Origin of the sequence: Aeromonas sp. 11P (assembly GCF_051920165.1) — a bacterium.
Lineage (GTDB): Bacteria > Pseudomonadota > Gammaproteobacteria > Enterobacterales > Aeromonadaceae > Aeromonas > Aeromonas veronii.
The window spans coordinates 4,144,126-4,165,599 of sequence record NZ_JBQBDJ010000004.1; the positions used below are offsets into that span (position 1 = coordinate 4,144,126).

Sequence of the window (21,474 nt, forward strand, 5' to 3'; positions counted from 1 at the left end):
GAGGGCCATCAAGGTCATCGCAGGAGTCAGCGTTGCCATTATTTCCCGTTGGCATCCGCCACAAACAGCGCCTGACCGGCCACCTTGAAGTCGCCGATCAGCTTCTGGCCATGCTCGGAGACCAGCCAGTTCTTCAGGGTGCGCGCCCCTTCACTGTTGAGGTCCGGGTAGCGCTTGGGGTTGACCAGGATCACCTGATAGGGGTTGAACAGGCGCTTGTCACCCTCCAGCAGCACGGCGAGATCCAGCTTGCTCTGGTAGGCGAGCCAGGTGCCGCGGTCGGTCAGGGTGTAGGCTCCGAGCTCCGAGGCCATGGTCAGGGTCGGGCCCATCCCCTGGCCGATGGATTTGTAACCGGCAAACTCGGGTTTGACGTCTGCGGCTTGCCACAGGGTCTTCTCCTTGATGTGGGTACCGGACTCGTCACCGCGGGAGATAAAGGTCTGGCCCTGCTCCTTGATGGCCTGCAGCCCCTTGGCCGCGTCGTGCAGCTTGGCCAGACCCGCCGGATCTTTGGCCGGGCCGACGATGACGAAGTCGTTGTACATCAGGTGTACCGGCTCGATGCCAAAGCCTGCGTCGACAAACTTCTTCTCGGCAGAGGGGGCGTGGGTCATCACCAGATCCGCGTCGCCGTTCTCGCCCATCTTCAGGCTCTGGCCGGTACCGGCCGCCATCACCTGCACCGGATAACCGGTCTCCTTGGTGAACTGGGGCAGCAACCAGCCCAGCAGACCGGACTGCTCGGTGCTGGTGGTGGTGGCGAGGCGGATCGGCGCTTTTGTGGCATTAGTATCCGCTTCGGCGTGGGCTGCACCGGCGATCAGCAGGCTGGCGGCGAGGGAGAGGGCAAAACGTTTGAGGTTGGTTTTTATCGTCATCGTGATGCAACTTTTTTCAGGGTGGATGAGGAGAGGGCAAGAGTAAGCAAGCAGGGTGCCAAACTGTTCCTTTGCCGCTGCATTCACGGTTTGCCGTTTAAAAACAGAAGCTTATTCAAATCAATTAGGTGAGCTTGTTATCGCTTTTAATAATTGGTGTTGGTGCTTTTGATACGGTAAGGACAAAATGTCCCACTAAGGTTCCGGTTATCGGGACATTCACCGACCGTACGTGCATCCGAGGTACTTTTTTCTATGACACTCCCTCCCAGCCGCTGGTCTGCCCTCTCCCTGCTTATCGTTGACGATGAGCCCGGCATGCGCAGCTTTCTGGCCAAGGCGCTGGCCAAGCGTTTTGCCCAGATTGAGACTGCCGCCAGCGTGGAGGAGGCGGAAGCCCTGCGCTGCCGCCTTCACTTTGACCTTATCATCGCCGACATCCGGCTGCCGGGGCGCTCCGGCATCGAGTGGCACGAGGCCATAGACCCGGCCACCCGCCGCAGCGACATCATCTTCATGACCGGTTTTGGCGATATGGAGACCGCCCTCAAGGCGCTGCGCCTCGGCGCCAGCGACTTTATCCTCAAGCCCTTCAACCTCGATCAGATGGTGCAGGCGGTGGACAGAGTCATCGAGCGCCGCCAGATGGAGCGGGAGAATCTGCTGCTGCGCCGGGAGGTGAGCAAGCTGTTCCCGCCCACCCTGATTGGCGACAGTGCCAAGACCCGCGAGCTCAAGACGCTCATCGCCAGAGTGGCCCCCTCCAACGCCGCCGTGCTGGTGGAGGGGGAGTCCGGCACCGGCAAGGAGCTGGTGGCCCGCGCCCTGCATCAACTCTCCGGCCGGATGGGGGCCTTTGTGCCCCTCAACTGCGCCTCCATCGCGCCGGAGCTTTTGGAAAGCGAGCTGTTCGGCCATGTGCAGGGGGCCTTTACCGGCGCCCGCAAGGGGCGCGACGGCCTGTTCCGGGTCGCCCATCAGGGCACCCTGTTTCTCGACGAGATCGGCGAGATGCCCCTTGCCATGCAGGCCTCCCTGCTGCGGGCGCTGGAGCAGAAGGCCATCCGTCCGGTGGGGGCCGAGCGCGAATTGGCGGTGGATGTGCGCATCGTCGCCGCCACCAACCGCAACCTCAAGGCCGAGGTGGAGGCGGGCCGCTTTCGCGAAGATCTCTTCTATCGCCTTAACGTGGTGGCGCTGCCGGTCGCCCCGCTGCGGGAGCGGATCGACGATATCCCCGCGCTGGTACACCACTTCACCCGCCAGCTCACCGCCGAGATGGGGATGGGCTCCTTGAGCTGGACCCACGAGGATGTGGTGGCGATGCAGGCCTACCCCTGGCCCGGCAACGTGCGGGAGCTGCGCAACCTCATCGAGCGCTGCCTGCTGCTGGGCAAGCCTCCGGCGGATTACTGGCAGAGCAGCAAGCCCGCCGAGCAGGGGGCGAGCGAGGAGGGTTATCCGCTGGCGTGGCCGCTGGCGGAGGTGGAAAAAGCCCACATCCTGCAAGTGGTGGCGAGCCATGATGGCAACAAGTCGGCCGCCTCCCGGGTGCTCGGGGTGGCGCGCAAGACGCTGGATCGCAAATTCAAGGAGTGGGCCATCGAATGAGGAAGGCTGACCGGATGGGGTGGCGATGAAACTGACCCTGCTCTCCCGCTGCATGCGCGCCCTGTTGCCCCGTTGCGTGCGCACCAAAGTGCGCTGGCGCCTGCTGCTGCTCACCTCGGTACCCATCATGCTCACTCTGGTGGGCATGATAGCGCTCACCCTCTACTGGACCCTCACCTACAGCTGGCAGAACCTGCTCACCACGGTACGCAGCGATCTCGGGGTGGCCCACCACGCCATCACGGTGCAGCAGCAGCGCCAGACCGAGCATCTCGAGCATCTGCGCGATGCCTGGGCCTTTCAGCTGCGGCTGCGGGAATCGCCGGATCAGCTGCATGACTGGGTGATGCCGCTGGCGGCCAACTATGGTCTCGATTTTCTGCGCTTGCGCCGTGGCCCCGAGCTGGATCAGCTGACGGCGCAGGAGCGGGCCGCCCTCACGGCCGGGCGCAGCGTTAGCCACTTCGTGGTCTGGTCGCAGCAGGAGATGCTCGCTCTCTCCCCGCAGTTGGCCAAGCGGGCCGTGCTGTGGCAGCGGGATGGCACCAGGGTGGTGGAGGACAGGGGGCTGATCAGCCTGTCACTGACGCCGGTGATGGGCCGCGACGGCTCCCTTTGGGCCGTGCTGGAGGGGGGCGAGCTTGTCAACGGCAGCACCCGGCTGGTGGATGAGCTCAAGGGGCAGGTGTTTGCCAAAAACACCCTGCCGGATGGCAGTGTTGGCACCGTCACCCTGTTTCTCGACGATCTGCGGGTGAGCACCAACGTGCCGGTCAGCAGTAGCCGTCAGGTGGGCCGGGCGGTGGGCACCCGGGTCTCGCCGCCAGTGCGCGAACAGGTACTGGGGCGAGGGGAGATGTGGGTTGACCGCGCCTTCGTCCACGACGCCTGGTATGTCTCTGGCTACGAGCCGCTGCTGGGAGCCAGGGGCGAGCGGCTCGGCATGCTCTATGTGGGCTTTCTCGAGTGGCCCATCATCCGCACCTACCTCACCAATCTGGTGGAGCTGGGATCCGGCGTGGTGGCGCTGTTGCTGCTCTCCGGCCTGCTGGTCTATCGCGGCGCGCGGGATCTCTTCTCCCCTATCGAGCGGATGCACAAGGTGGTGCGGCAGGTGCAGGCCGGTGAGTCGGCCCGTATCGGCCCGCTGGCCCTCGACCCCGACCACGAGCTGGCCCAGCTCGGTCGCCAGTTCGACGCCATGTTGGACAGGCAGGAGGCGCATCAGCAGCAGATGGCTCGCAGCGCCGACGAGCTGGAGCAGAAGGTGGCCGAGCGTACCCAAAGCCTCGAGCTCAAGACTGCCGAGCTGGAAGATCATATTCATATGCTGACCGAGGCGCGCCAGCAACTGCTCATCAGCGAGAAGCTGGCAGCCCTTGGCGAACTTTCGGCCGGTGTGGCCCACGAGATCAACAACCCCCTGGCGGTGATCCTCGGCAATGTGGAGTTGATGAAGCTGGAGCTGGGGGAGGCGGCCGAGCCGGTCAGCGAGGAGCTGGCGCTGGTGCTGGCCCAGATAGAGCGCATTCGTGCCATCACCCGCAGCCTGCTGCAATACTCTCGCCCCGGCGATTACGAGACGGCGCCGGTGTGGCAGCACCTTAATCCCATCATCGAGGAGAGCCTGACCCTGGTGCGCTCCGCCCTGCGCCAACAGCAGGTGGAGCTGGTGGCCGATCTCAAGGCGCAGCAGCCCATCGAGGCGGACCGCCAGCAGCTGTTGCAGGTGCTGATAAACCTCTTGGTCAACGCCAGCCACGCGCTGGGGGAGCAGGGGGAGATCCGGGTCGAGAGTCGCGACTGGGTCGATGAACTGGGTCAGTTGCGCGGGGCCGAGGTGCGGGTGATCGACAACGGCAGCGGCATCGAGGCGGCTATTATCGACAAGATCTTCGACCCCTTCTTCACCACCCGCGCCACCGGCACCGGGCTGGGGCTGGCCCTGAGCCACCGCATCATCAGCCGCTGGGGCGGGGAGCTCTTGGTGGACTCCACCCCGGGGCAGGGGAGCTGCTTTACCGTGCGGCTGCGCAGCCACGCCCTGCTGCCCAGAGGCAGCGAGCCCGCGAAACTGGAAGGGTGGCGCATTGCCCTCAATGCCGAAGGGCGTGAGACAAGCGATTGAGGCTGTTATAAAAAAGCCCGTGATAAAAACAGCCCGTCAACATGGTTGGCGGGCTGTTTTGTCGGTGGGTGAGTGGTTATTTACTGCGGGCTCCACACCAGCTTGCCGCTCTGGGTCAGGTCATAGCCGCCGAGGCGGGCCGCCAGCTCGCGCCCCTCGGGGGATTGCAGCCAGCCGATCAGCTGTTGCAGCAGGGTGCGAAAGAAGACCCCCTGCGGCATCACCAGATCGAAACATTCCTGCGACAAGGGCATAAAGCCGAGGCCAAACTCGGTGGCGGTGCTCTGGGCGCCGGGCCCGACATCCGCATCGCCACGGCTGATGGCGGCGGCCAGCTCCCGCTCGCTGTTGACCTCAATGGTGCGCTCCAGCCGGGTCAGCGACTCCCCTTGGGTTTGCAGCCACTCCTGCAGGGCGCGCTGGCTGCCAGCCCCCTCCTGACGCATGGCCCACCGCCAGTCGAGCGCCTCTTTGGCCTCCTTGGGTTGCAGCCCTTGCCGCAGCACCAGCCCCTGCACCCGGCGAAATCCATGAACGATCACCCATTGCCGGTGGCCCTGATACTGCTGCACCAGCGCCGGGTGGCGCAGGTGCGCCTCCTCGGCCTGCCCCCAGTGGATGGCGCAGAGATCCACATGGCCGCGCGCCAGCATCGCCAGCCCCTGACGGGTGCCGCACGGGGTGTAGCCCACCAGTGCCTGGGTGCCGAGCTGCCGTGCCAGATGGCTGCTGGCGTAGTGCAGCAGCACATCGTCCGAGCCTGCCAGCAGCAGGCGGTCGTTCATCACCCCCTCGTGGCAACTGCCGAGCAGCCAGCGGTCGAGCAGGGAGCGGGGAAACAGCCACTTGCCGGTCGCCTTGGTGGCGGGGATGCGCGCCTCGTTGGCGAGCTGGTAGACCTTCTTCTCGTTGAGATCGAGGTATTCCGCTACCTGCTTTACGTTCATAAACTCGTTCATGGCTTAGTCCCGCATCCCGCGACCGGCTGAACCGGGCGCCAGCACCGGCGGCTTCTCGTCCAGCACGAGATGGTCGTGGCCGCTAAAGACCTCGAAATGGCGCCCCTTGGCGCGGGCAATCATGGTGATGCCGAGCTGGCGCGCCAGATCCAGCCCCATCTGGGTGACGCCGGAGCGCGACAGCAGCACCGGAATGCCCATCTGCGCCACCTTGATCACCATCTCCGAGGTGAGCCGCCCGGTGGTGTAGAAGATCTTGTCGTGGCCAGCCTCGCCACGCATCCAGAGCTCGCCCGCCAGAGTATCCACCGCATTGTGGCGCCCCACGTCCTCGACAAAGGAGAGGATTTCGCTGCCGCGACAGATGGCACAGCCATGGACGGCGCCCGCCATCTTGTAGGTTTCGTTATGGGCCGACAACGCCTTGAGCAGGGCATAGAGGGTGCTCTGTTTAAGCTCGGGTGCTGCCAAGACCACCCCTTCGAGCTTCTTCATCACGCTGCCATACATGGTGCCCTGACCGCAGCCGGAGGTGACCGTCTTCTTCTCCAAGGATTTGTCGAGATCGGCGGCCTGCTGGCTGCTTACCACGGCGGCGGCCTCGCTCTCCCAGTCGACAATCACCGACTCTATGGCTGCAATATCCTCGATAAAGCCCTGATTTTTCAGATAACCAAGCACCAGCGCCTCGGGGCGGGCCCCCAGCGTCATCAGGGTGACGATCTCCTTCCAGTTGAGGTAGACCGTCAGTGGCCTTTCACAGGCGATTTGGCGGGTGTTCATTGTGCCCTGTTCATCCATCACCTCGACGGCCATGGTGAGCTGGGCGGCTGCATTGCTTTTGATAAAGGTCGGTGTCATGGGCCCCTCGCGACCGGTTGCCGGGATCTAAGGGGAGGGATACAGCAAGTTTTGTTCCATATTCATGTAGATATGCGTATAGAAAATGCCAGTGCCAAACAGTATTGATACAGGGAACGAACGTTGGGCATCATTTTAAATGTCATTAGTTTATTTGTTTGTTAGCATGATGGGCATGTCATATTAATGATGCACTTTTAAAAGATACCGTGGTTTTATTTAAGGGGGGTAGATTGATAACATTCATTTTTGGTGCCGGTGCAAGTTATGGTTCTGGTAGAACTATTCCATATAATCCTCCATTAGGAAATTCTCTTTTTGAGAATCTTGTTTCTTTAAATGGAGAGTTTTCCTCATTACCACAAGACATAAAAGATGTTTTTATTGAACGTGGCTTTGAAGAAGGTATGGCATACATAGCCAATGACAGCAGAAAAATAAATCCACTACAAAAAGAAATTGCATGTTATTTATCTAAATTTAAAATAACACCAGAGAATGCATACACGAGACTTTTCAATAAGCTTCGTAGATATATGAGTGAGCTTAATATTGTTACATTAAATTATGATACATTAATTGAGCAGGCTTTGGGGTTGACTGGTTACCCATCGGATTATAATTGTGCAGGCCAAGGGGTTAACGTATTAAAGCCTCATGGTTCATCAAACTTTTTACCCAGAATGCCAAACGGTTGTAGTTTTAGCGGCATTACCATGATTGATTGTGGAACTTTCTTTGATGGTTTGCAGACCGATGCTGTATCTACACATGAGGAAGTTGTTAGCTGGTGTGGTGATCCTAGAAATAGTGATCTGAGCCCCGTACTCTCTTTATACGAAAAAGGGAAAAGAGTAGTAATTAACTCGGCATTAATTAATAAAGTTAAAGAAGATTATAAGGGTGTTATCTCGGCATCAAATCTAATAGTTTTAGTCGGTATAAAATATATCGAACATGATTCTCATATTTGGCTGCCATTAGAGGAGTCACATGCTGATTTATTAGTTGTAGATCCTTACCCTCAAGACACAAATGAATGGTTAAAAAGAACAAAGAAAGACAGTGCAGAGGTCATCTGTAATGGTTTTGAGGATTCAGTGTTGACTATTGCGAGAACAGTGAAAAGATATGTGATTTAATAAGAGATCTTGAATGTTGGGTTGAATCGTAGGTTGGTGCTGAATGAAGTGAAGCCCAACGTTTACCGCGAACAGCCTTATCAAGGCAATAATCGGATAATTCAGAGTTATTCGATTATTGCCATTCCCTCGATCAGATACACAGGCTGATTGGTTTTACGCCGCATGTTGGGCTTCGCTGCGCTCTGCACCAACCTACGCCCGCGCCAACCCATATCCCACACAACGCCTAACCCCGTATCAAAGCTCCCATCGGCAACCAAGCCGGCCTTGGCCCCACTCTTGCTAAGTCTTATCCCATTGATGGCCGTGGCCGCCCTGAATCTCCTGCTCTGAACCGCCCCGAACGGGGTGGTTAAAGGGGGAGGGCGGCCCGGCAGAGACCTTCTGATGGGAGCCGTGACAGTGCAAGACACCACCAATACCTTGCCCCCGCAGCGCTGGCTGCAACTGGAGTTAAAGGCCATCGACAGCCAGGTTGGCCGCTGGCAGAGCCGCCGTTTCGAGATTGCGGCGCTCCATCCAGCCGAGCCCAAGGCTGCCGGTGCCTTGCCCCTTACCCTGTTTCGCGATGAGCGGGGGGATTATCGCTTCAATTTGAGCTCCGGCTCGCCTCGCCTGTTTGTCACCGGAAGCCGCGTGGACAATGGCTTTGTGGCCGATGGCCTGACCCTGAGCCAGACCGTGGCCGCCGCCTATATGGATGGCGAGCGGCAGGTGCTCTCCTACCCGCTGCCCGAGGCGCTGCAAGCCTGGGTGGAGGCCTTTATCGGTCGTCACGGCGAGCTGCTGGAGGCCCGTCGCAAGGGCAAGAAGGGCAAGGGACGGGCGCAGGATCAACTCGGTGTCGATACGGTAGATCAAGCCAGCTGTGGCGCCGTCAAAGCCACCGGCCCAGATGGCAGCGAGCGTGGTAGCCACAGCGGAAACAGCGCCCATGAGTGAGTTCCTCAAACGCTGGTCGTCTCGCAAGAGTGAGGCGCGCAAGCATCAGGCATTGCAGCCACGGGAAGAGGCCATTTCCGAGGCGGTTGCCGCCCCCATCGAAGGCAGTGGCGAAGCTGAAACTCCAGATACTGCGCTGGATAGTCCCGTAGTCAGCACTGACAAGGGGAGCTGTGAACCTCTTGCCGTTGAGGGGGCTGGGAATGGCGAACCGCCGCTAACAACAGCCCAGCCGGGCAAGGCCAAACTCCCCGACAAGGAGGCGCTGCGGGCCATGTTTCGCAGCCATAAGCCGGATGGGCTCGACGACTACACCCAGGATTTCAGCCAGCCCGAATTGCTGCCCGCGGCCCTGACCGCCGGGCTGCGCAACTGGCTGGTGGATCAGGTGATCGCCCCTGAGAGCGAATCGGCCAACCCGGCCAGCGGATCCGCTGAACCGGTTGCGCTTGTCAGCGAACCTGCCGCAGAGCCGCACGAGCTGGCTGATAACCATTCTCAAAACCACACCGATGATCGGGACATTTTGGTTTCCTCTGGTGGACAAAATGTCCCAGTCAAAGATGGGGGAATGGAACCCTCAGGATCCTGACTCCCTGTCAGTCACTTTTTTTCCGGGGGAGTTGGCTCGCCTCTTGCTCTCTCGGCTTACCAACAAGCGCCCATCCCATGAGGTGGCGCGCGCAGGAGTGTATGTGAGCACTGAACAAACATTGCCAAATCTGAGCCCAAATCTGGCCCACGGGGCGGGGGCGGCCGAGCATAACGCGCGCGCGCGCGCCTATGCCCTGCAGCATACGGTCAAGACCGACAACCTGATCCCGGCCACTGTCTCTTACCAGAGTCAGGGGCGCCTGCTGCTGGTCGGCCCGGAAGATCGTATTCGCCACGCCGCCAGCCTGCTGCCCGCCGGGGTGAAGCCCACCCTGCTGGTGAGCGAAGCGGTCCACGATGCCGAGGCGGCGGATCTCGAAGCCATTTTCGATGCCACCGCATCCCTCGCGGCCCTGACCCTGCGCGAGCCGAGCCTGACAGGGTATCTGGGGCAGTTCCAGCTTACCGGCCTCAACGGGCAGGGGGATCGGGTTAATCTGGCAGCGCTCTGTTTTCCACAACAAGCGACGGTGGGGAACGAACCGCACTTTGATCTGGTGGCTGATCTGGGCCGCGCCCCGCTCTTTGCGCTGGAGCGTCCGCCGGTCGGTTATCTGCATCTGGCTGATGACAATGACTTGGCTGAACGGCTCGCCGAGCTCTGTGCGCTGACCGGCATCTTTGACAAGCCGCGCTATTTTCGCCTCGACCCCGAGGCCTGCGCCTTTACCGCCCGCGGCGTGCCCGGTTGCAGCCGCTGTCTCGATGTCTGCCCGACCGATGCCCTCAAGCCCATCAATGGTCGCATCCAGATCGATCCCCATCTCTGTCAGGGCTTCGGCAGCTGTGCCTCTGCCTGTCCGACCGGGGCGATTGCCTATCACCAGCCCGATGCCAATACCAGCGGCGACTACCTGTTCCGATTGCTCAAGCACTACCGGGAGGCGGGCGGCGACGCGCCGCAGCTGCTGATCGCCGGTGAAAACGAGCGCGAATGGGTGGAAGCCGAACTTACCCGCTTGCCTGCCAACTGGCTGCCAGTCTGGGTGGAGGAGAGCGCGAGTTTAGGCATCGAGAGCTGGTTCGCCGCCCTCGCCTATGGCGCCAGCGCGGTGCGCATGGCGCTGGGTGACGATGCTCCCGCCAGTGTGCGGGCATTGGTTGAGCGGGAGCTGGCGAGTGCCGCCGTGCTCTTGGCGGGCGCAGGTCTTGCTACCGATCGCATCGCCCTGTTTAACGTTGATGCCGAGCAATATAAGCCGATCTCCTGTGAACCAGCCCTTGCCCTGCTGGAGAAGCCGCTGAAAGGAGACAAACGGGAGAACCTGTTTGCCGCCTTCGATGCCCTCTGGCAGGCCAACGAAGGGAGCCGTGAGCCGCTGGCAGTGCCCCACGGCGCCCCTTACGGCAGCGTGGAGCTGAAAGAAGCTGACTGCACCCTCTGCATGGGCTGCGTGGCGGTCTGTCCGAGCCGCGCCCTGCATGCGGTGGGTCATGCGCCCGGCCTCAACTTTATCGAGCAGGATTGTATCCAGTGCGGCATGTGCGAAAAGGCCTGCCCCGAGCAGGCCATCGTACTGATTCCCCGTCTGCAACCCGTGCCCGAGGCGCGCCGTGCCGTGCAGAGCCTGAAAGCTGAAGAGGCTGCCTGCTGCATTCGCTGCTCCAAGCCGTTCGCGCCCGCCTCGATGATCCGCCGCATCCAGCAAAAACTGGCCGGTCACTCCCACTTCCAGAACGAGGCCGCCCAGCGGCTGCTGATGTGTGAGGAGTGCCGGGTCAAGGATGTGTTTGCAGCGCTGGCGGCGGATCCCGTCTCCCAGCTCAAGGTGTGAGGGGCCAGTGATGAGTGAACAACATAACGAAAAGGCTGGCGAACTGACCATGACCGAACTGGAACAGAGCAGCGCCGATCTCTACGCCCTGCTGGCAAGCCTCTGGCGCGCTGCCCCTCAAGGCGAACAGCTCGCCTGGCTGCAAGGGTTGCAGCCGATGCCGGGCCCCTTTGCCAGAGGGCTGGGGCTGGTGCAGCTGGCGGCCAGCAGCCACCACGAAAACGAGCTTGCCGAGGAGTATCAGGATCTCTTTATCGGGCTGGGGCGCGGGGAGATCGTGCCGTTTGCCTCCTGGTATCTCACCGGCTCTTTGATGGAGCTGCCGCTGGCGGTGCTGCGCGCTGACCTGCAGTCGCTCGGCTTCGAGCGCCAGAGCGGAGTGTGCGAGCCGGAAGATCATCTCGCCGCCCTCTGCGAGGTGATGGCGGTACTGATTGGTGAGCAACACCCGGATCGCAACCGATTCTATGAGCGCCACCTTGCCCCCTGGGTACTCGCCTGCTGCCGCGATCAGCAACAGGCGAAAGGGGGCTGCTTCTACCGGGCGGTCGGGGCCCTTGCCGAAGATTTCTTCAAGCTGGAAAACGAATTGCGCCTGCCGTTTGGCGCCTGCGTGGTGACGGGCTGAATGCCTCTATCCACTCACAACAAAACGAACAGACGAGATATCCCATTGGACGCGAAGCTGGCGCGCAGGCGCCGGACATTACAAAAACAGAGGTCACAAGAATGAGCGATGAACAGCTGAAAGACCCGTCCCGCCGCAATCTGATCAAGGGAGTTGGCGTGGTCGCCACCATAGGCGTACTGGCCGGTGCTGCCGGTCGGGTGGTGAGCAAAGAGGCGCTGACCCACGATACCAAGCCTGATCAGGGCTATCGGGAGACCCCCCATGTTCACGACTTTTATCGCACCCTGCGCGGCACCGACTGAGCCGGATCAGTGAAGGAGAACTCATGAAACTGACAAAACGTGCCGAGCAGCCCCAGGCGGGCGAGCAGGGCAATGAGGCCATTCGCGGTCAGGGGCTGACCCGTCGCGCCTTTATGGTCAATTCCGGTCTGGTGGCCGGTGGCGCAGTGGCCGCCGGTTGGCTGGCGCCAGCCATGATGCAGCGGGCCGAGGCCAAAACCGTGGCGGCCGAGGTGCCGGTCGAGGTGAAGCGCACCATCTGCTCCCACTGCTCGGTGGGCTGCGGCGTCTATGCCGAGGTGCAGAACGGCGTCTGGACCGGTCAGGAGCCGGCCTTTGATCACCCCTTCAACCTTGGCGGTCACTGCGCCAAGGGGGCGGCCCTGCGCGAGCACGGCCACGGTGAGCGTCGCCTCAAGTACCCGATGAAGCTGGTGGGCGGCAAGTGGCAGCGCATCAGCTGGGATCAGGCCATCGAAGAGGTGGGCAACGAAGTGCTGCGTCTGCGCAAGGAGTCCGGCCCCGACAGCGTCTACTGGCTCGGCTCTGCCAAGCACTCCAACGAGCAGGCCTACCTGTTTCGCAAGATGGCGTCCCTGTGGGGCACCAACAACGTGGATCATCAGGCGCGGATCTGCCACTCCACCACGGTCGCTGGCGTCGCCAACACCTGGGGCTACGGCGCCATGACCAACAGCCTGAACGACATGCACAACAGCAAGTCGATCATGTTTATCGGCTCCAACCCGGCAGAGGCCCACCCGGTCGCCATGCAGCACATCCTGCTGGCGAAAGAGCGCAACGGCTGCAAGATCCTGGTGGTCGACCCGCGCCGCACCCGCACTGCCGCCAAGGCGGACATGTACCTCTCCCTGCGTCCGGGCACCGACGTCGCTTTTATCTGGGGCATGCTCTGGCACATCTTCAAGAACGGCTGGGAAGACAAAGAGTTCATCCGCACCCGCGTCTACGGCATGGACGAGGTGCAAAAAGAGGTGGCGCGCTGGACTCCGGCCGAAGTGGAGCGGGTGACCGGTCTTAACGAACAGCAGGTCTATGGCGCAGCCAAGTTGCTGGCCGACAACCGCCCCGGCTGCGTGGTCTGGTGCATGGGCGGCACCCAGCACACCACCGGCAACAACAACACCCGCGCCTACTGCATCCTCGAACTGGCCCTCGGCAACGTGGGCAAGAGCGGGGCGGGCACCAACATCTTCCGTGGCCACGACAACGTGCAGGGTGCCACCGACTTTGGCGTCACCTCCGACTCCCTGCCCGGTTACTACGGGCTGGAAGAGGGCTCCTGGAAGCACTGGGCCCGGGTGTGGGATGTCGATTACGAGTGGATCAAGGCGCGCTTTGACAACAAGGCCTACAACGGCAAGCTGCCGATGAACAACAATGGCATTCCGGTCTCCCGCTGGGTGGACGGGGTGCTGGAGAACGCCGATCTCATCGAGCAGGGCTCCAATATCCGCGCCATGTTCTACTGGGGCCATGCGGTCAATTCCCAGACCCGCGGCCCGGAAATGAAGAAGGCGATGCAAAAGCTCGACATGATGGTGATTGTCGACCCTTACCCCACCGTCGCCTCGGTGATGAACGACCGCACCGACGGCGTCTACCTGCTGCCGGCCACCACCCAGTTCGAGACCTATGGTTCCGTCACTGCCACCAACCGCTCCATGCAGTGGCGCGACAAGGTGATAGAACCCCTGTTCGAATCCAAGGTCGACCACGAGATCATGTATCTGCTGAGCAAGAAGCTCGGTTTTGCCGAGCAGCTGTTCAAGCACATCAAGGTGGAGAACAACCAGCCGCTCTTGGAAGACATCACCCGCGAATATAACCGCGGCATGTGGAGCGTGGGCTACACCGGTCAGAGCCCGGAGCGGCTCAAGGCGCACCAGCAGAACTGGCACACCTTCCACAAGACCAACCTCAAGGCCGAGGGCGGCCCGGTCAGTGGCGAAGTGTACGGTCTGCCCTGGCCCTGCTGGGGCACCCCTGAGATGAAACACCCCGGCAGCCACATCCTCTACGACACCAGTATTCCGGTCTCGGAAGGGGGCGGCGGTTTCCGCGCCCGTTTCGGCATCGAGTATCAGGGCGTCTCGCTGCTCGCCGAAGACTCCTGGCCGAAGGGAAGTGAAGTGGAAGACGGCTATCCAGAGATCACTGCCGATCTGATGAAGCAGCTCGGCTGGTGGGATGAGCTGACCGAAGCCGAGAAGAAAGAGGCCGAGGGCAAGAACTGGAAGACCGACCTCTCCGGCGGTATCCAGCGGGTCGCCATCAAGCACGGCTTTGTGCCGTATGGCAACGCCAAGGCGCGCTGCGTGGTGTGGACCTTCCCGGATCAGGTGCCCAAGCACCGCGAGCCGCTCTACACCCCGCGCCGGGATCTGCTGGCCGACTACGCCACCTGGCCCGATGCCAAGAGCCTGTGGCGCCTGCCGACCCAGTACGCCTCGGTGCAAGAGAAAGATGTCAGCAAGGAGTTCCCCATCATCCTCACCTCCGGCCGTCTGGTGGAGTACGAGGGGGGCGGCGACGAGACCCGCTCCAACCCCTGGCTGGCCGAACTGCAGCAGGAGATGTTCGTCGAGATGAACCCGGCGGATGCCAACGATGTCGGCGTGCGTGACGGTCAGGATGTTTGGGTCGAGGGGCCGGAAGGGGGCAGGGTCAAGGTGAAGGCGCTGGTGACCCCGCGGGTCAAACCGGGGCTTGCCTTTATGCCGTTCCACTTCGGTGGCCACTTCGAGGGCAAGGATCTGCGATCCAAATATCCGGAAGGGTCAGACCCTTATGTGCTGGGGGAGTCGGTCAACATAGTCACCACCTATGGCTATGACCCGGTCACCCAGATGCAGGAGACCAAGGTCACCCTGTGCCGTTTTCGCAAAGTAGGAGCCTGATCCCATGGCCAGAATGAAATTCATGTGTGACACCAAGCGTTGCATCGAGTGCAACGGCTGTGTGACGGCGTGCAAGAACGAGAACGACGATGCCCTCGAGTGGGGCATCCAGCGCCGCCGGGTGGTGACCCTCAACGACGGCCTGCCGGGAGAGACCTCCATCTCGGTCGCCTGCATGCACTGCACCGACGCCCCCTGCATGGCGGTCTGCCCGGCCGACTGCTTCTATCACACCGACGACGGCATCGTGCTGCACAACAAGGATCTCTGCATCGGTTGCGGCTACTGCCTGTTTGCCTGCCCGTTCGGGGCCCCCCAGTTCCCGAAGACCGCCGCCTTTGGCGATCGGGGCAAGATGGACAAGTGCACATTCTGCGCCGGTGGCCCGGAAGAGGATCACAGCGAGGCGGAGCGCCAGAAGTACGGTGCCAACCGCATCGCCGAGGGCAAGCTGCCGATGTGTGCCGAGCTCTGCTCCACCAAGGCGCTGCTGGCGGGGGATGCTCAGGTGATCTCCGATATCTTCCGCGAGCGGGTTGCCTATCGTGGTGCCAAGGATGCGGCCTGGGGTAATGGCGATGAGCTGTTCCACGACGCCAGCAAGCTGAACAAGCAGGGAGGGGCGGCATGAAAACCTGGCTAATGGCCCTGTTTGCTGCCCTGCTGCTGGTGAGTACCGCAAGTTTCGCTGACGCCGAGAAAGAGGCGGTCGGCTTTGCCGGCGCCGATTACTGGCGGGTGGTGAAGGATGGGCAGGAGGGGGTGACCACCTCCCGCTCGCCGGAGCACGGAGTGCTTATCTCGGTGCCGGGCCAGCTCTGGTTCGAGGTGAAGACCAAGTGGGTGTCGCCGCTCGGCGCCATCGCCATCTTCGGCTCCTTGGCCATGTGCGGCCTGATGTACCTGGTGGTGGGGCAGACCAAGCTCTCCAAACCGCGCACCGGGCGCAAGCTCAAGCGCTGGAGCAGGCTGGATCGGGCGCTGCACTGGACCACTGCGGCCATGTTCCTGACCCTGTCCGGGTCGGGGCTGGCCATCATCTACGGCAAGTACTTCATCAAGCCGGTGGTGAGCCTCGGGGTGTGGGAGAACTGGATCTGGTTTGCCAAGGTGTTCCACAACTACGTGGGGCCGCTCTTCTTCCTCTGCCTGATGGGGGTGCTCATCAAGTGGTTCCGCCACAACATCGTCAACATGGTGGATGTGCAGTGGTTCATGAAGTTTGGTGGCATGCTCGGCAAGCACAAGGGAAGTCACCCCTCGGCTGGCTTCTCCAACGGTGGCGAGAAGGCGATCTTCTGGCTGCTGATCTGGTTTGGCGGCATAGTCGTGGCGACCGGGCTGTTCCTTGATTTCCCCATCTTCGGCCAGCTGCGCCGCCAGATGGAGTGGGCCAGCTTTATCCATATCGTAGGCGCCTTGATCCTTATCTGCGGTTTTATCTTCCATATCTACATGGGCCTGTTCCAGCTGGAAGGGGCGCTGGAGGGGATGGTGACCGGCGAGGTGGACGAGACCTGGGCCAAGGAGCACCACGACCTCTGGTATGAAGAGGTGAAGCACACTCTCGATGAGCCCAAGGCGGGCAAATCAAGCTGATGGTCGACAAAGAGTAAAGAGAAGGGGCGCTACGGCGCCCCTTTTGATGGCGGGTCTATCGTGATGGCAAATTGATTGAGCGATGCCGCGAACGGCGATGGTTTTTTGGGCCACCTTGAGCAACAGTAACAGGGGTTCCATTCACACAAGGGATGACAAATGATGAGAAAAGCATGGCTGGCAGCGGTATGCGCATCTGCGCTCTTCGGTGGTATTGCGGGCGTGGCGCAGGCGGCTGACGGGATCAAGACCCAGCAGGTGCAGTTCAAGAAGGGGGAGTCAGGGGCAACCATCAACGGCACCATTCAAGGTAGCCAGACCCTCGACTACAAGCTGACGGCCAACAAGGGCCAGAGCATGGTGGTGATCCTGACCGGCAAGCCCTACTTCAATATTCTGCCGCCGGGCAGCAAGGGGGAGGCGATCTTTATCGGCGCCACCGAAGGGAACAACTTTGAGGCGACCCTGCCTGCCAAGGGCACTTATACCATTCGGGTCTACCAGATGGGGGCTGCAGAGAGCAGCAAGGCCAAGACGCCGTTCAAGCTGGAGGTGGGCATCAGCGGCTAATGCCAGCCGCTGACAAGCATCACAGAGGTGGCGGCCACAAAGGGCCGCCACCGTTGTTTTATCCCCTCTGTTTTTGCCTCGCCAAGGTTAATAGCCCCCCCGGGCCAGTCGCTCGAAGTAGCGCTGATAACGTCCGCTGGCGATGGTCTGCTGCAACTGCTGATTGAACTGATCTCGCAGTTTGGCTGAATCCGGCATCTTGCGCGGGAACATCACGAAGCTGTCGTTGCGCAGAAAAGGGGTCTGACTGTGGGTGAAGAGTGCCGCGCTGGCGGGGTCGAACTGGCTCTGCAACTCGGCCAAACCGACTCGCAGCTCTTGCGGATAGAGGTCGATGCGCCCGCGCAGCAGCTTGCCGAAATTCTGCTTCACGTCGGTAACCCGCTGCTGGCTCACCTTGCCATCGGTCACCATCTTGTCCAGCTCGGGCCCGTAGCTGTAGGCGATATCGCCCCCCAACCGCATGCCGATGATCTGCTCAAGGCGCTCGGCCCGCAGCTGCCGTGATTTGAGGGAGAAGAAGACAAACTGCTCCTGCAGCACCGCTTCGCTGAACAGAAAATCCTGCTCCCGCTCCGTTTTGTGCATCCAGACGGCGGTGGCATCGTAGAGCTGGCTGTTGGCCGCCAGCGAATAGACCCGACCCCAGGGGGCGAAGTGGAACTTCACCTCATAGCCCGCTTCCTTGAACAGATCGCTGATGAGGTGGGCCACGGGACCGTGCTGTTTTGACTGCTCGGAGACGAAAGGGGGCCATTCACCCACGATGATGTTGAGCACCCGGCCCGGTGCGGCGAGAGCCGACTGGCAGGCCAGAAACAACCACAGAGCAAGCAGCGGGATCAGGCGCATGGCAGAAAGAAGGGGGCGCAGGCTGGCAGAGGCGAGGGCATCAGGTCACTCCCGGCTGTGATGCTGTAAGGGGCTGGGTTGCCCACAATGCTAACATGAGTCTCATTCCTTGCCGTGGATATTTGTCTCGCCGGGGCCGCCGGGCGCCTATTTTGGCCGCAGGGTATGCCCAAGCTCACAAAACCGATCGAATAAACGTCATATGATTGATTTCATTATGAGTCTTGCTCTCCTGCCGAACGGCAATTTCACGTAAATCAAAGAGAATGACTATGGCTACCGGACAATATCTGCTGTGGAAAGATGCACAGGGACAGGATTTTCGCCCCGTTGCACTGACCGGCACTGATCTGCTTAACAATCGATACCTCAACAAGGGCACGGCCTTCACCGAACAGGAGCGGGCCGATTTTGATCTCGATGGTTTGCTGCCGCCTCAGGTGCAAACTTTTGAAGCCCAGCTCGAGCGAGTGTATGAGGGATTCAAGAGCGCTTGCAGCGATATCGAGAAGTACCAGAACCTGCGTGCCCTGCAGGATCGCAACGAAACCCTGTTTTATGCCCTGTTGTCACGCCATGTGGAGGAGATGACTCCCTACATCTATACCCCGACTGTGGGCAAGGCGTGCCAGGAGTTCAGCCACCGCTTCCAGAAGCCGCGCGGCCTCTACATCACCCCGGACAACGTGGATGACATGGGCAGTCAGGCCCGCCACTTCGATGCCAAATCGATCCGCATCATAGTTGTCACCGACAGCCAGGGCATTCTGGGGATCGGCGATCAGGGCGTTGGCGGCATGGGGATCCCCATCGGCAAGCTGGCGCTCTATACCCTGGGTGCCGGTATTCACCCCGCCTGCTGTATGCCCATCGCGCTGGATGTGGGCACCGATAACCAGAAACTGCTCGATGACCCCATGTATCTGGGCCGTCCCCACAAGCGTATTCGCGGCAAGGAGTACGAAGAGTTCATCGACAAATTCGTGCAAGGGGTCAAACGCCACTTCCCCAATGCCGTGCTGCAGTGGGAAGACTTCAGCAAATCCAATGCCTTCAATAATCTGGCCCGCTATCAGCAGTCACTGCCGTCATTCAACGATGATATTCAAGGCACGGGGGCCGTGGTGCTGGCCGGTATCATCGGCGCGGTCAAGGTCAAGGGGGAGACCCTGGGTCAGCAGAACTATCTGGTCTACGGCGCTGGCGCCGGTGGGGTTGGCGTCGCGGATCAGATCTGCGCGGGGATGATCCGTGAGGGGATGGATCCTCAGGCGGCCCGCGATCGCATCTACATTCTGGATACCCAGGGGCTGGTGTGCGACAACCGGGACGGGCTCGACGAGTACAAGCGTCGCTATGCCAAGCCGGGTCTGCTGCTGGCGGGCTGGGATACCGAGGTGCCCGGCAAGGCCAATCTGGCCGATGTGCTGCGTCATGTGCCCATTACTGTGTTGCTGGGTACCAGTGGCTCGGGCGGGGCCTTCCAGGAAGAGCACATCCAGCTGATGCTGCAGCATTGCGAGCGCCCCATGGTGTTCCCGCTCTCCAACCCCACCGCCAACTGTGAAGCGCTGCCGGAAGATATCTACCACTGGAGCAAGGGCAAAGCCATCGTTGCAACCGGCAGTCCGTTCAAGGATGTGAGCTACGAGGGGCAGGAGTTCCGGGTCGGGCAGGGCAATAACGTCTTTATCTTCCCCGGTGTAGGTCTGGCGGCCATCGTCAGCCAGATACGCGAGATCACACCCGATGTCTTCACCACTGCCGCCTTTGCGCTGGCTGAGTGCGTGAGTGAGGTGGACCTGGCGAAAGGGGCCGTCTATCCCCGCATTCGCGAGCTGCGCAGCATCTCGGTGCATGTGGCGACTGCTGTGCTCAAAGATATCGTGCGCCGGGATCCTTCCCACCCGCTGATCGGTCAGGATCTGCAGCAGCATATCCTCAACCACATGTGGGAGCCGGTTTACCTGCCTTATCGCCGGGTATAGGTTACGCACGGGTTTAACTAACATATTGATCGCAGAGGGGGATGGCATGGCCATCCCCCTTTTTTACTGCAGTGTTACGGTTTTGGTAGCCAGAGCGGGTAGCCAGATAGTGAGCGTGTCAGCATCGGGTTCAAGTCCCCGCCGTTTTCTTCATTTAGCGTACAAAACATCACCTTGTTAAATGGGGTTTCAATAAACCGGTCAGAAAAACGATTGGCGTTCGTCACAATAATGCGTAAAATCGCATACTCGATGCTTGTAGCAACGAATCCCGCCTAAAAAGCCAGTTTCATGCCCTTCCCAAGCAGTAAAAGGTAACGAGTGACGCATTTGCGTTCATTTTGTGCCTTGAAAAAGTCTTGTGATAACTGAAAAGTGATAAATATCCCCATCAGTTATCAAAAAATTAAGGACATCCATGTTTTCCTTAGTCAAGCAAAGTGTCGCCGGGCTGCAAATCTTGTTTGTCGCCTTCGGTGCCATGGTTCTGGTGCCCCTGCTCACCGGACTGAACCCCTCCATGGCCCTGCTTGGCGCCGGTGTGGGCACCCTGTTGTTCCAGCTCTGCACCCGCCGCCAGGTCCCGATTTTCCTCGGTTCCAGCTTTGCCTTCATCGCTCCCATCATCTACGCCACCCAGACCTGGGGATTGCCATCCACCATGTTTGGCCTGTTTGCCGCCGGTTTCATGTATTTCATTCTGGCTGCGCTGATCCGGGCAAAAGGGATGGGTTTTGTGCACAAATTGCTGCCCCCGGTGGTGATTGGCCCGGTGATCATGGTGATCGGTCTTTCTGTGGCACAGGTTGCCTGCAACATGGCGATGGGTCGTGCTGGCAGTGAGCAGGTAGTACCTGCGGGGACTGCGCTGACGCTGGCCGGTATCTCGCTGGCAGTCACCCTGATTGCAGCTGTGTTCTGCAAGGGGTGGATCAAGCTGATCCCCATCCTGTGCGGCGTGATTGCCGGTTATGTCTCGGCGGTGTTCATGGGCCAGGTGAGTTTCGATGGCATGGTGAACGCCCCCTGGCTGGCGCTGCCCCACTTCGAAACCCCGGAGATCAACTGGGCTGCTGCGTTATTCATGTTGCCGGTCGCCATCGCCCCCTGTATCGAGCATATCGGTGGCGTGTTGGCGATTGGTGGCGTGACTGGCAAGGATTACACCAAGGATCCGGGTTTGCACCGTACGCTGGCCGGTGACGGTATCGGCGTCTGCTTCGCCGGTTTCATCGGTGGCCCTCCCGTGACCACCTACGCCGAAGTGACCGGTGCCGTGATGATCACCCGCAACTTCAATCCGGTCACCATGACCTGGGCTGCGGTGTTTGCCATCATTCTGGCCTTCTTCGGCAAGTTCAATGCGTTGCTCACCTCCATCCCGATGCCGGTGATGGGCGGTATCATGCTGCTGCTGTTCGGATCCATCGCTGCCATCGGTCTCAAGACGCTGGTGGAATCCAAGGTGGATCTGGGGCTGTCACGCAATATCGCCATCGTCGCTGTGACTCTGACCGTCGGTGTCGGTGCGCTGGAGATGAAGATTGGCGACTTCGCGCTGGCTGGCGTTGGCCTGGCCTCTGTTGCCGCCATCCTGCTCAACCTGATCCTGCCTGCGTACTCCGAAGAGGGTGTGATGGACGCGGCCAAGGACTGAGTTCCACCAGGCGTTCTTC

Annotated in this window: 18 protein-coding genes; 14 read left to right on the top strand and 4 right to left on the bottom strand. The window is 60.7% G+C overall.

What is annotated here, in order from left to right; all coding sequences use genetic code 11:
- Window positions 1-38: 38 nt before the first annotated feature.
- The gene (locus tag ACTG1P_RS19280) at window positions 39-881 is read right to left on the bottom strand and encodes a substrate-binding domain-containing protein (protein ID WP_440001982.1); all 843 of its coding nucleotides are present in this window, start codon (window positions 879-881) and stop codon (window positions 39-41) included.
- Window positions 882-1,136: 255 nt separating this feature from the next.
- On the opposite strand from ACTG1P_RS19280, the gene ACTG1P_RS19285 reads away from it, so the two are divergent.
- Both ACTG1P_RS19285 and ACTG1P_RS19290 read left to right on the top strand, forming a co-directional pair.
- Complete coding sequence (locus tag ACTG1P_RS19285) at window positions 1,137-2,492, top strand: sigma-54-dependent transcriptional regulator (protein ID WP_058055711.1); 1,356 nt, start codon at window positions 1,137-1,139, stop codon at window positions 2,490-2,492.
- 25 nt (window positions 2,493-2,517) lie between these two features.
- Window positions 2,518-4,620: a sensor histidine kinase gene (locus ACTG1P_RS19290; RefSeq protein WP_440001983.1), complete on the top strand. Its 2,103-nt coding sequence runs from the start codon at window positions 2,518-2,520 to the stop codon at window positions 4,618-4,620.
- An 80-nt stretch (window positions 4,621-4,700) separates the two neighbouring features.
- Here ACTG1P_RS19290 and ACTG1P_RS19295 read toward each other — a convergent pair whose 3' ends face one another.
- Together ACTG1P_RS19295 and ACTG1P_RS19300 are read right to left on the bottom strand one after the other, a co-directional pair.
- Window positions 4,701-5,567 carry a substrate-binding domain-containing protein gene (locus ACTG1P_RS19295; RefSeq protein WP_440002322.1) on the bottom strand — a complete coding sequence of 289 codons (867 nt, stop codon included), beginning with the start codon at window positions 5,565-5,567 and terminating at the stop codon, window positions 4,701-4,703.
- 15 nt (window positions 5,568-5,582) lie between these two features.
- Window positions 5,583-6,440, bottom strand: coding sequence for a formate dehydrogenase accessory sulfurtransferase FdhD (locus ACTG1P_RS19300; RefSeq protein WP_440001984.1), 858 nt, complete (start codon window positions 6,438-6,440; stop codon window positions 5,583-5,585).
- A 233-nt stretch (window positions 6,441-6,673) separates the two neighbouring features.
- Here ACTG1P_RS19300 and ACTG1P_RS19305 point away from each other — a divergent pair, with 233 nt between their 5' ends.
- The 10 genes from ACTG1P_RS19305 to ACTG1P_RS19350 all read left to right on the top strand — a co-directional run bounded on the left by ACTG1P_RS19305 (window position 6,674) and on the right by ACTG1P_RS19350 (window position 16,958).
- On the top strand, window positions 6,674-7,582 hold the full coding sequence (locus ACTG1P_RS19305; protein ID WP_440001986.1) for a hypothetical protein: 909 nt from the start codon (window positions 6,674-6,676) through the stop codon (window positions 7,580-7,582).
- Between the two features lie 390 nt (window positions 7,583-7,972).
- Window positions 7,973-8,527, top strand: coding sequence for a DUF3305 domain-containing protein (locus tag ACTG1P_RS19310; RefSeq protein ID WP_440001987.1), 555 nt, complete (start codon window positions 7,973-7,975; stop codon window positions 8,525-8,527).
- On the top strand, window positions 8,520-9,119 hold the full coding sequence (locus ACTG1P_RS19315) for a DUF3306 domain-containing protein (protein WP_440001988.1): 600 nt from the start codon (window positions 8,520-8,522) through the stop codon (window positions 9,117-9,119). The genes ACTG1P_RS19310 and ACTG1P_RS19315 overlap by 8 nt, the downstream gene beginning before the upstream one ends.
- 103 nt (window positions 9,120-9,222) lie before the next feature.
- Window positions 9,223-10,956 carry a 4Fe-4S binding protein gene (locus tag ACTG1P_RS19320; protein WP_440001989.1) on the top strand — a complete coding sequence of 578 codons (1,734 nt, stop codon included), beginning with the start codon at window positions 9,223-9,225 and terminating at the stop codon, window positions 10,954-10,956.
- Between the two features lie 10 nt (window positions 10,957-10,966).
- Window positions 10,967-11,584, top strand: coding sequence for a TorD/DmsD family molecular chaperone (locus ACTG1P_RS19325; protein ID WP_440001990.1), 618 nt, complete (start codon window positions 10,967-10,969; stop codon window positions 11,582-11,584).
- Between the two features lie 101 nt (window positions 11,585-11,685).
- Window positions 11,686-11,889: a transcriptional initiation protein Tat gene (locus ACTG1P_RS19330; protein WP_005347650.1), complete on the top strand. Its 204-nt coding sequence runs from the start codon at window positions 11,686-11,688 to the stop codon at window positions 11,887-11,889.
- Window positions 11,890-11,912: 23 nt separating this feature from the next.
- Window positions 11,913-14,789 (top strand): formate dehydrogenase subunit alpha, encoded by a 2,877-nt coding sequence (locus ACTG1P_RS19335; protein ID WP_440001992.1) that lies wholly within the window; start codon window positions 11,913-11,915, stop codon window positions 14,787-14,789.
- A 4-nt stretch (window positions 14,790-14,793) separates the two neighbouring features.
- The gene (gene fdh3B / locus ACTG1P_RS19340) at window positions 14,794-15,420 is read left to right on the top strand and encodes a formate dehydrogenase FDH3 subunit beta (RefSeq protein ID WP_005334799.1); all 627 of its coding nucleotides are present in this window, start codon (window positions 14,794-14,796) and stop codon (window positions 15,418-15,420) included.
- Window positions 15,417-16,388 carry a formate dehydrogenase subunit gamma gene (locus tag ACTG1P_RS19345; protein WP_440001993.1) on the top strand — a complete coding sequence of 324 codons (972 nt, stop codon included), beginning with the start codon at window positions 15,417-15,419 and terminating at the stop codon, window positions 16,386-16,388. Before fdh3B ends, ACTG1P_RS19345 begins: the two co-directional genes overlap by 4 nt.
- Before the next feature lie 159 nt (window positions 16,389-16,547).
- Window positions 16,548-16,958, top strand: coding sequence for a DNA breaking-rejoining protein (locus tag ACTG1P_RS19350; RefSeq protein ID WP_440001994.1), 411 nt, complete (start codon window positions 16,548-16,550; stop codon window positions 16,956-16,958).
- A gap of 87 nt (window positions 16,959-17,045) precedes the next feature.
- Here ACTG1P_RS19350 and ACTG1P_RS19355 read toward each other — a convergent pair whose 3' ends face one another.
- Window positions 17,046-17,810, bottom strand: coding sequence for a substrate-binding periplasmic protein (locus ACTG1P_RS19355; protein ID WP_440001995.1), 765 nt, complete (start codon window positions 17,808-17,810; stop codon window positions 17,046-17,048).
- 272 nt (window positions 17,811-18,082) lie between these two features.
- On the opposite strand from ACTG1P_RS19355, the gene ACTG1P_RS19360 reads away from it, so the two are divergent.
- Both ACTG1P_RS19360 and ACTG1P_RS19365 read left to right on the top strand, forming a co-directional pair.
- A complete protein-coding gene (locus ACTG1P_RS19360) occupies window positions 18,083-19,798 on the top strand; it encodes an NAD-dependent malic enzyme (protein WP_440001997.1) in 1,716 nt (571 codons plus the stop codon).
- A gap of 418 nt (window positions 19,799-20,216) precedes the next feature.
- Window positions 20,217-21,455: a uracil-xanthine permease family protein gene (locus tag ACTG1P_RS19365; protein WP_440001998.1), complete on the top strand. Its 1,239-nt coding sequence runs from the start codon at window positions 20,217-20,219 to the stop codon at window positions 21,453-21,455.
- Window positions 21,456-21,474 lie beyond the last annotated feature (19 nt).

Bases quoted from the DNA above. Each gene is read 5' to 3' on its own strand.
- ACTG1P_RS19345 (WP_440001993.1), top strand. From the start codon at position 15,417: ATGAAAACCTGGCTAATGGCCCTGTTTGCTGCCCTGCTGCTGGTGAGT.
- ACTG1P_RS19360 (WP_440001997.1), top strand. From the start codon at position 18,083: ATGGCTACCGGACAATATCTGCTGTGGAAAGATGCACAGGGACAGGAT.
- ACTG1P_RS19325 (WP_440001990.1), top strand. From the start codon at position 10,967: ATGAGTGAACAACATAACGAAAAGGCTGGCGAACTGACCATGACCGAA.
- ACTG1P_RS19290 (WP_440001983.1), top strand. From the start codon at position 2,518: ATGAAACTGACCCTGCTCTCCCGCTGCATGCGCGCCCTGTTGCCCCGT.
- ACTG1P_RS19365 (WP_440001998.1), top strand. From the start codon at position 20,217: ATGTTTTCCTTAGTCAAGCAAAGTGTCGCCGGGCTGCAAATCTTGTTT.
- ACTG1P_RS19335 (WP_440001992.1), top strand. From the start codon at position 11,913: ATGAAACTGACAAAACGTGCCGAGCAGCCCCAGGCGGGCGAGCAGGGC.
- fdh3B (WP_005334799.1), top strand. From the start codon at position 14,794: ATGGCCAGAATGAAATTCATGTGTGACACCAAGCGTTGCATCGAGTGC.
- ACTG1P_RS19350 (WP_440001994.1), top strand. From the start codon at position 16,548: ATGATGAGAAAAGCATGGCTGGCAGCGGTATGCGCATCTGCGCTCTTC.
- ACTG1P_RS19310 (WP_440001987.1), top strand. From the start codon at position 7,973: ATGGGAGCCGTGACAGTGCAAGACACCACCAATACCTTGCCCCCGCAG.
- ACTG1P_RS19295 (WP_440002322.1), bottom strand. From the start codon at position 5,567: ATGAACGTAAAGCAGGTAGCGGAATACCTCGATCTCAACGAGAAGAAG.
- ACTG1P_RS19300 (WP_440001984.1), bottom strand. From the start codon at position 6,440: ATGACACCGACCTTTATCAAAAGCAATGCAGCCGCCCAGCTCACCATG.
- ACTG1P_RS19315 (WP_440001988.1), top strand. From the start codon at position 8,520: ATGAGTGAGTTCCTCAAACGCTGGTCGTCTCGCAAGAGTGAGGCGCGC.
- ACTG1P_RS19355 (WP_440001995.1), bottom strand. From the start codon at position 17,810: ATGCGCCTGATCCCGCTGCTTGCTCTGTGGTTGTTTCTGGCCTGCCAG.
- ACTG1P_RS19280 (WP_440001982.1), bottom strand. From the start codon at position 881: ATGACGATAAAAACCAACCTCAAACGTTTTGCCCTCTCCCTCGCCGCC.
- ACTG1P_RS19285 (WP_058055711.1), top strand. From the start codon at position 1,137: ATGACACTCCCTCCCAGCCGCTGGTCTGCCCTCTCCCTGCTTATCGTT.
- ACTG1P_RS19330 (WP_005347650.1), top strand. From the start codon at position 11,686: ATGAGCGATGAACAGCTGAAAGACCCGTCCCGCCGCAATCTGATCAAG.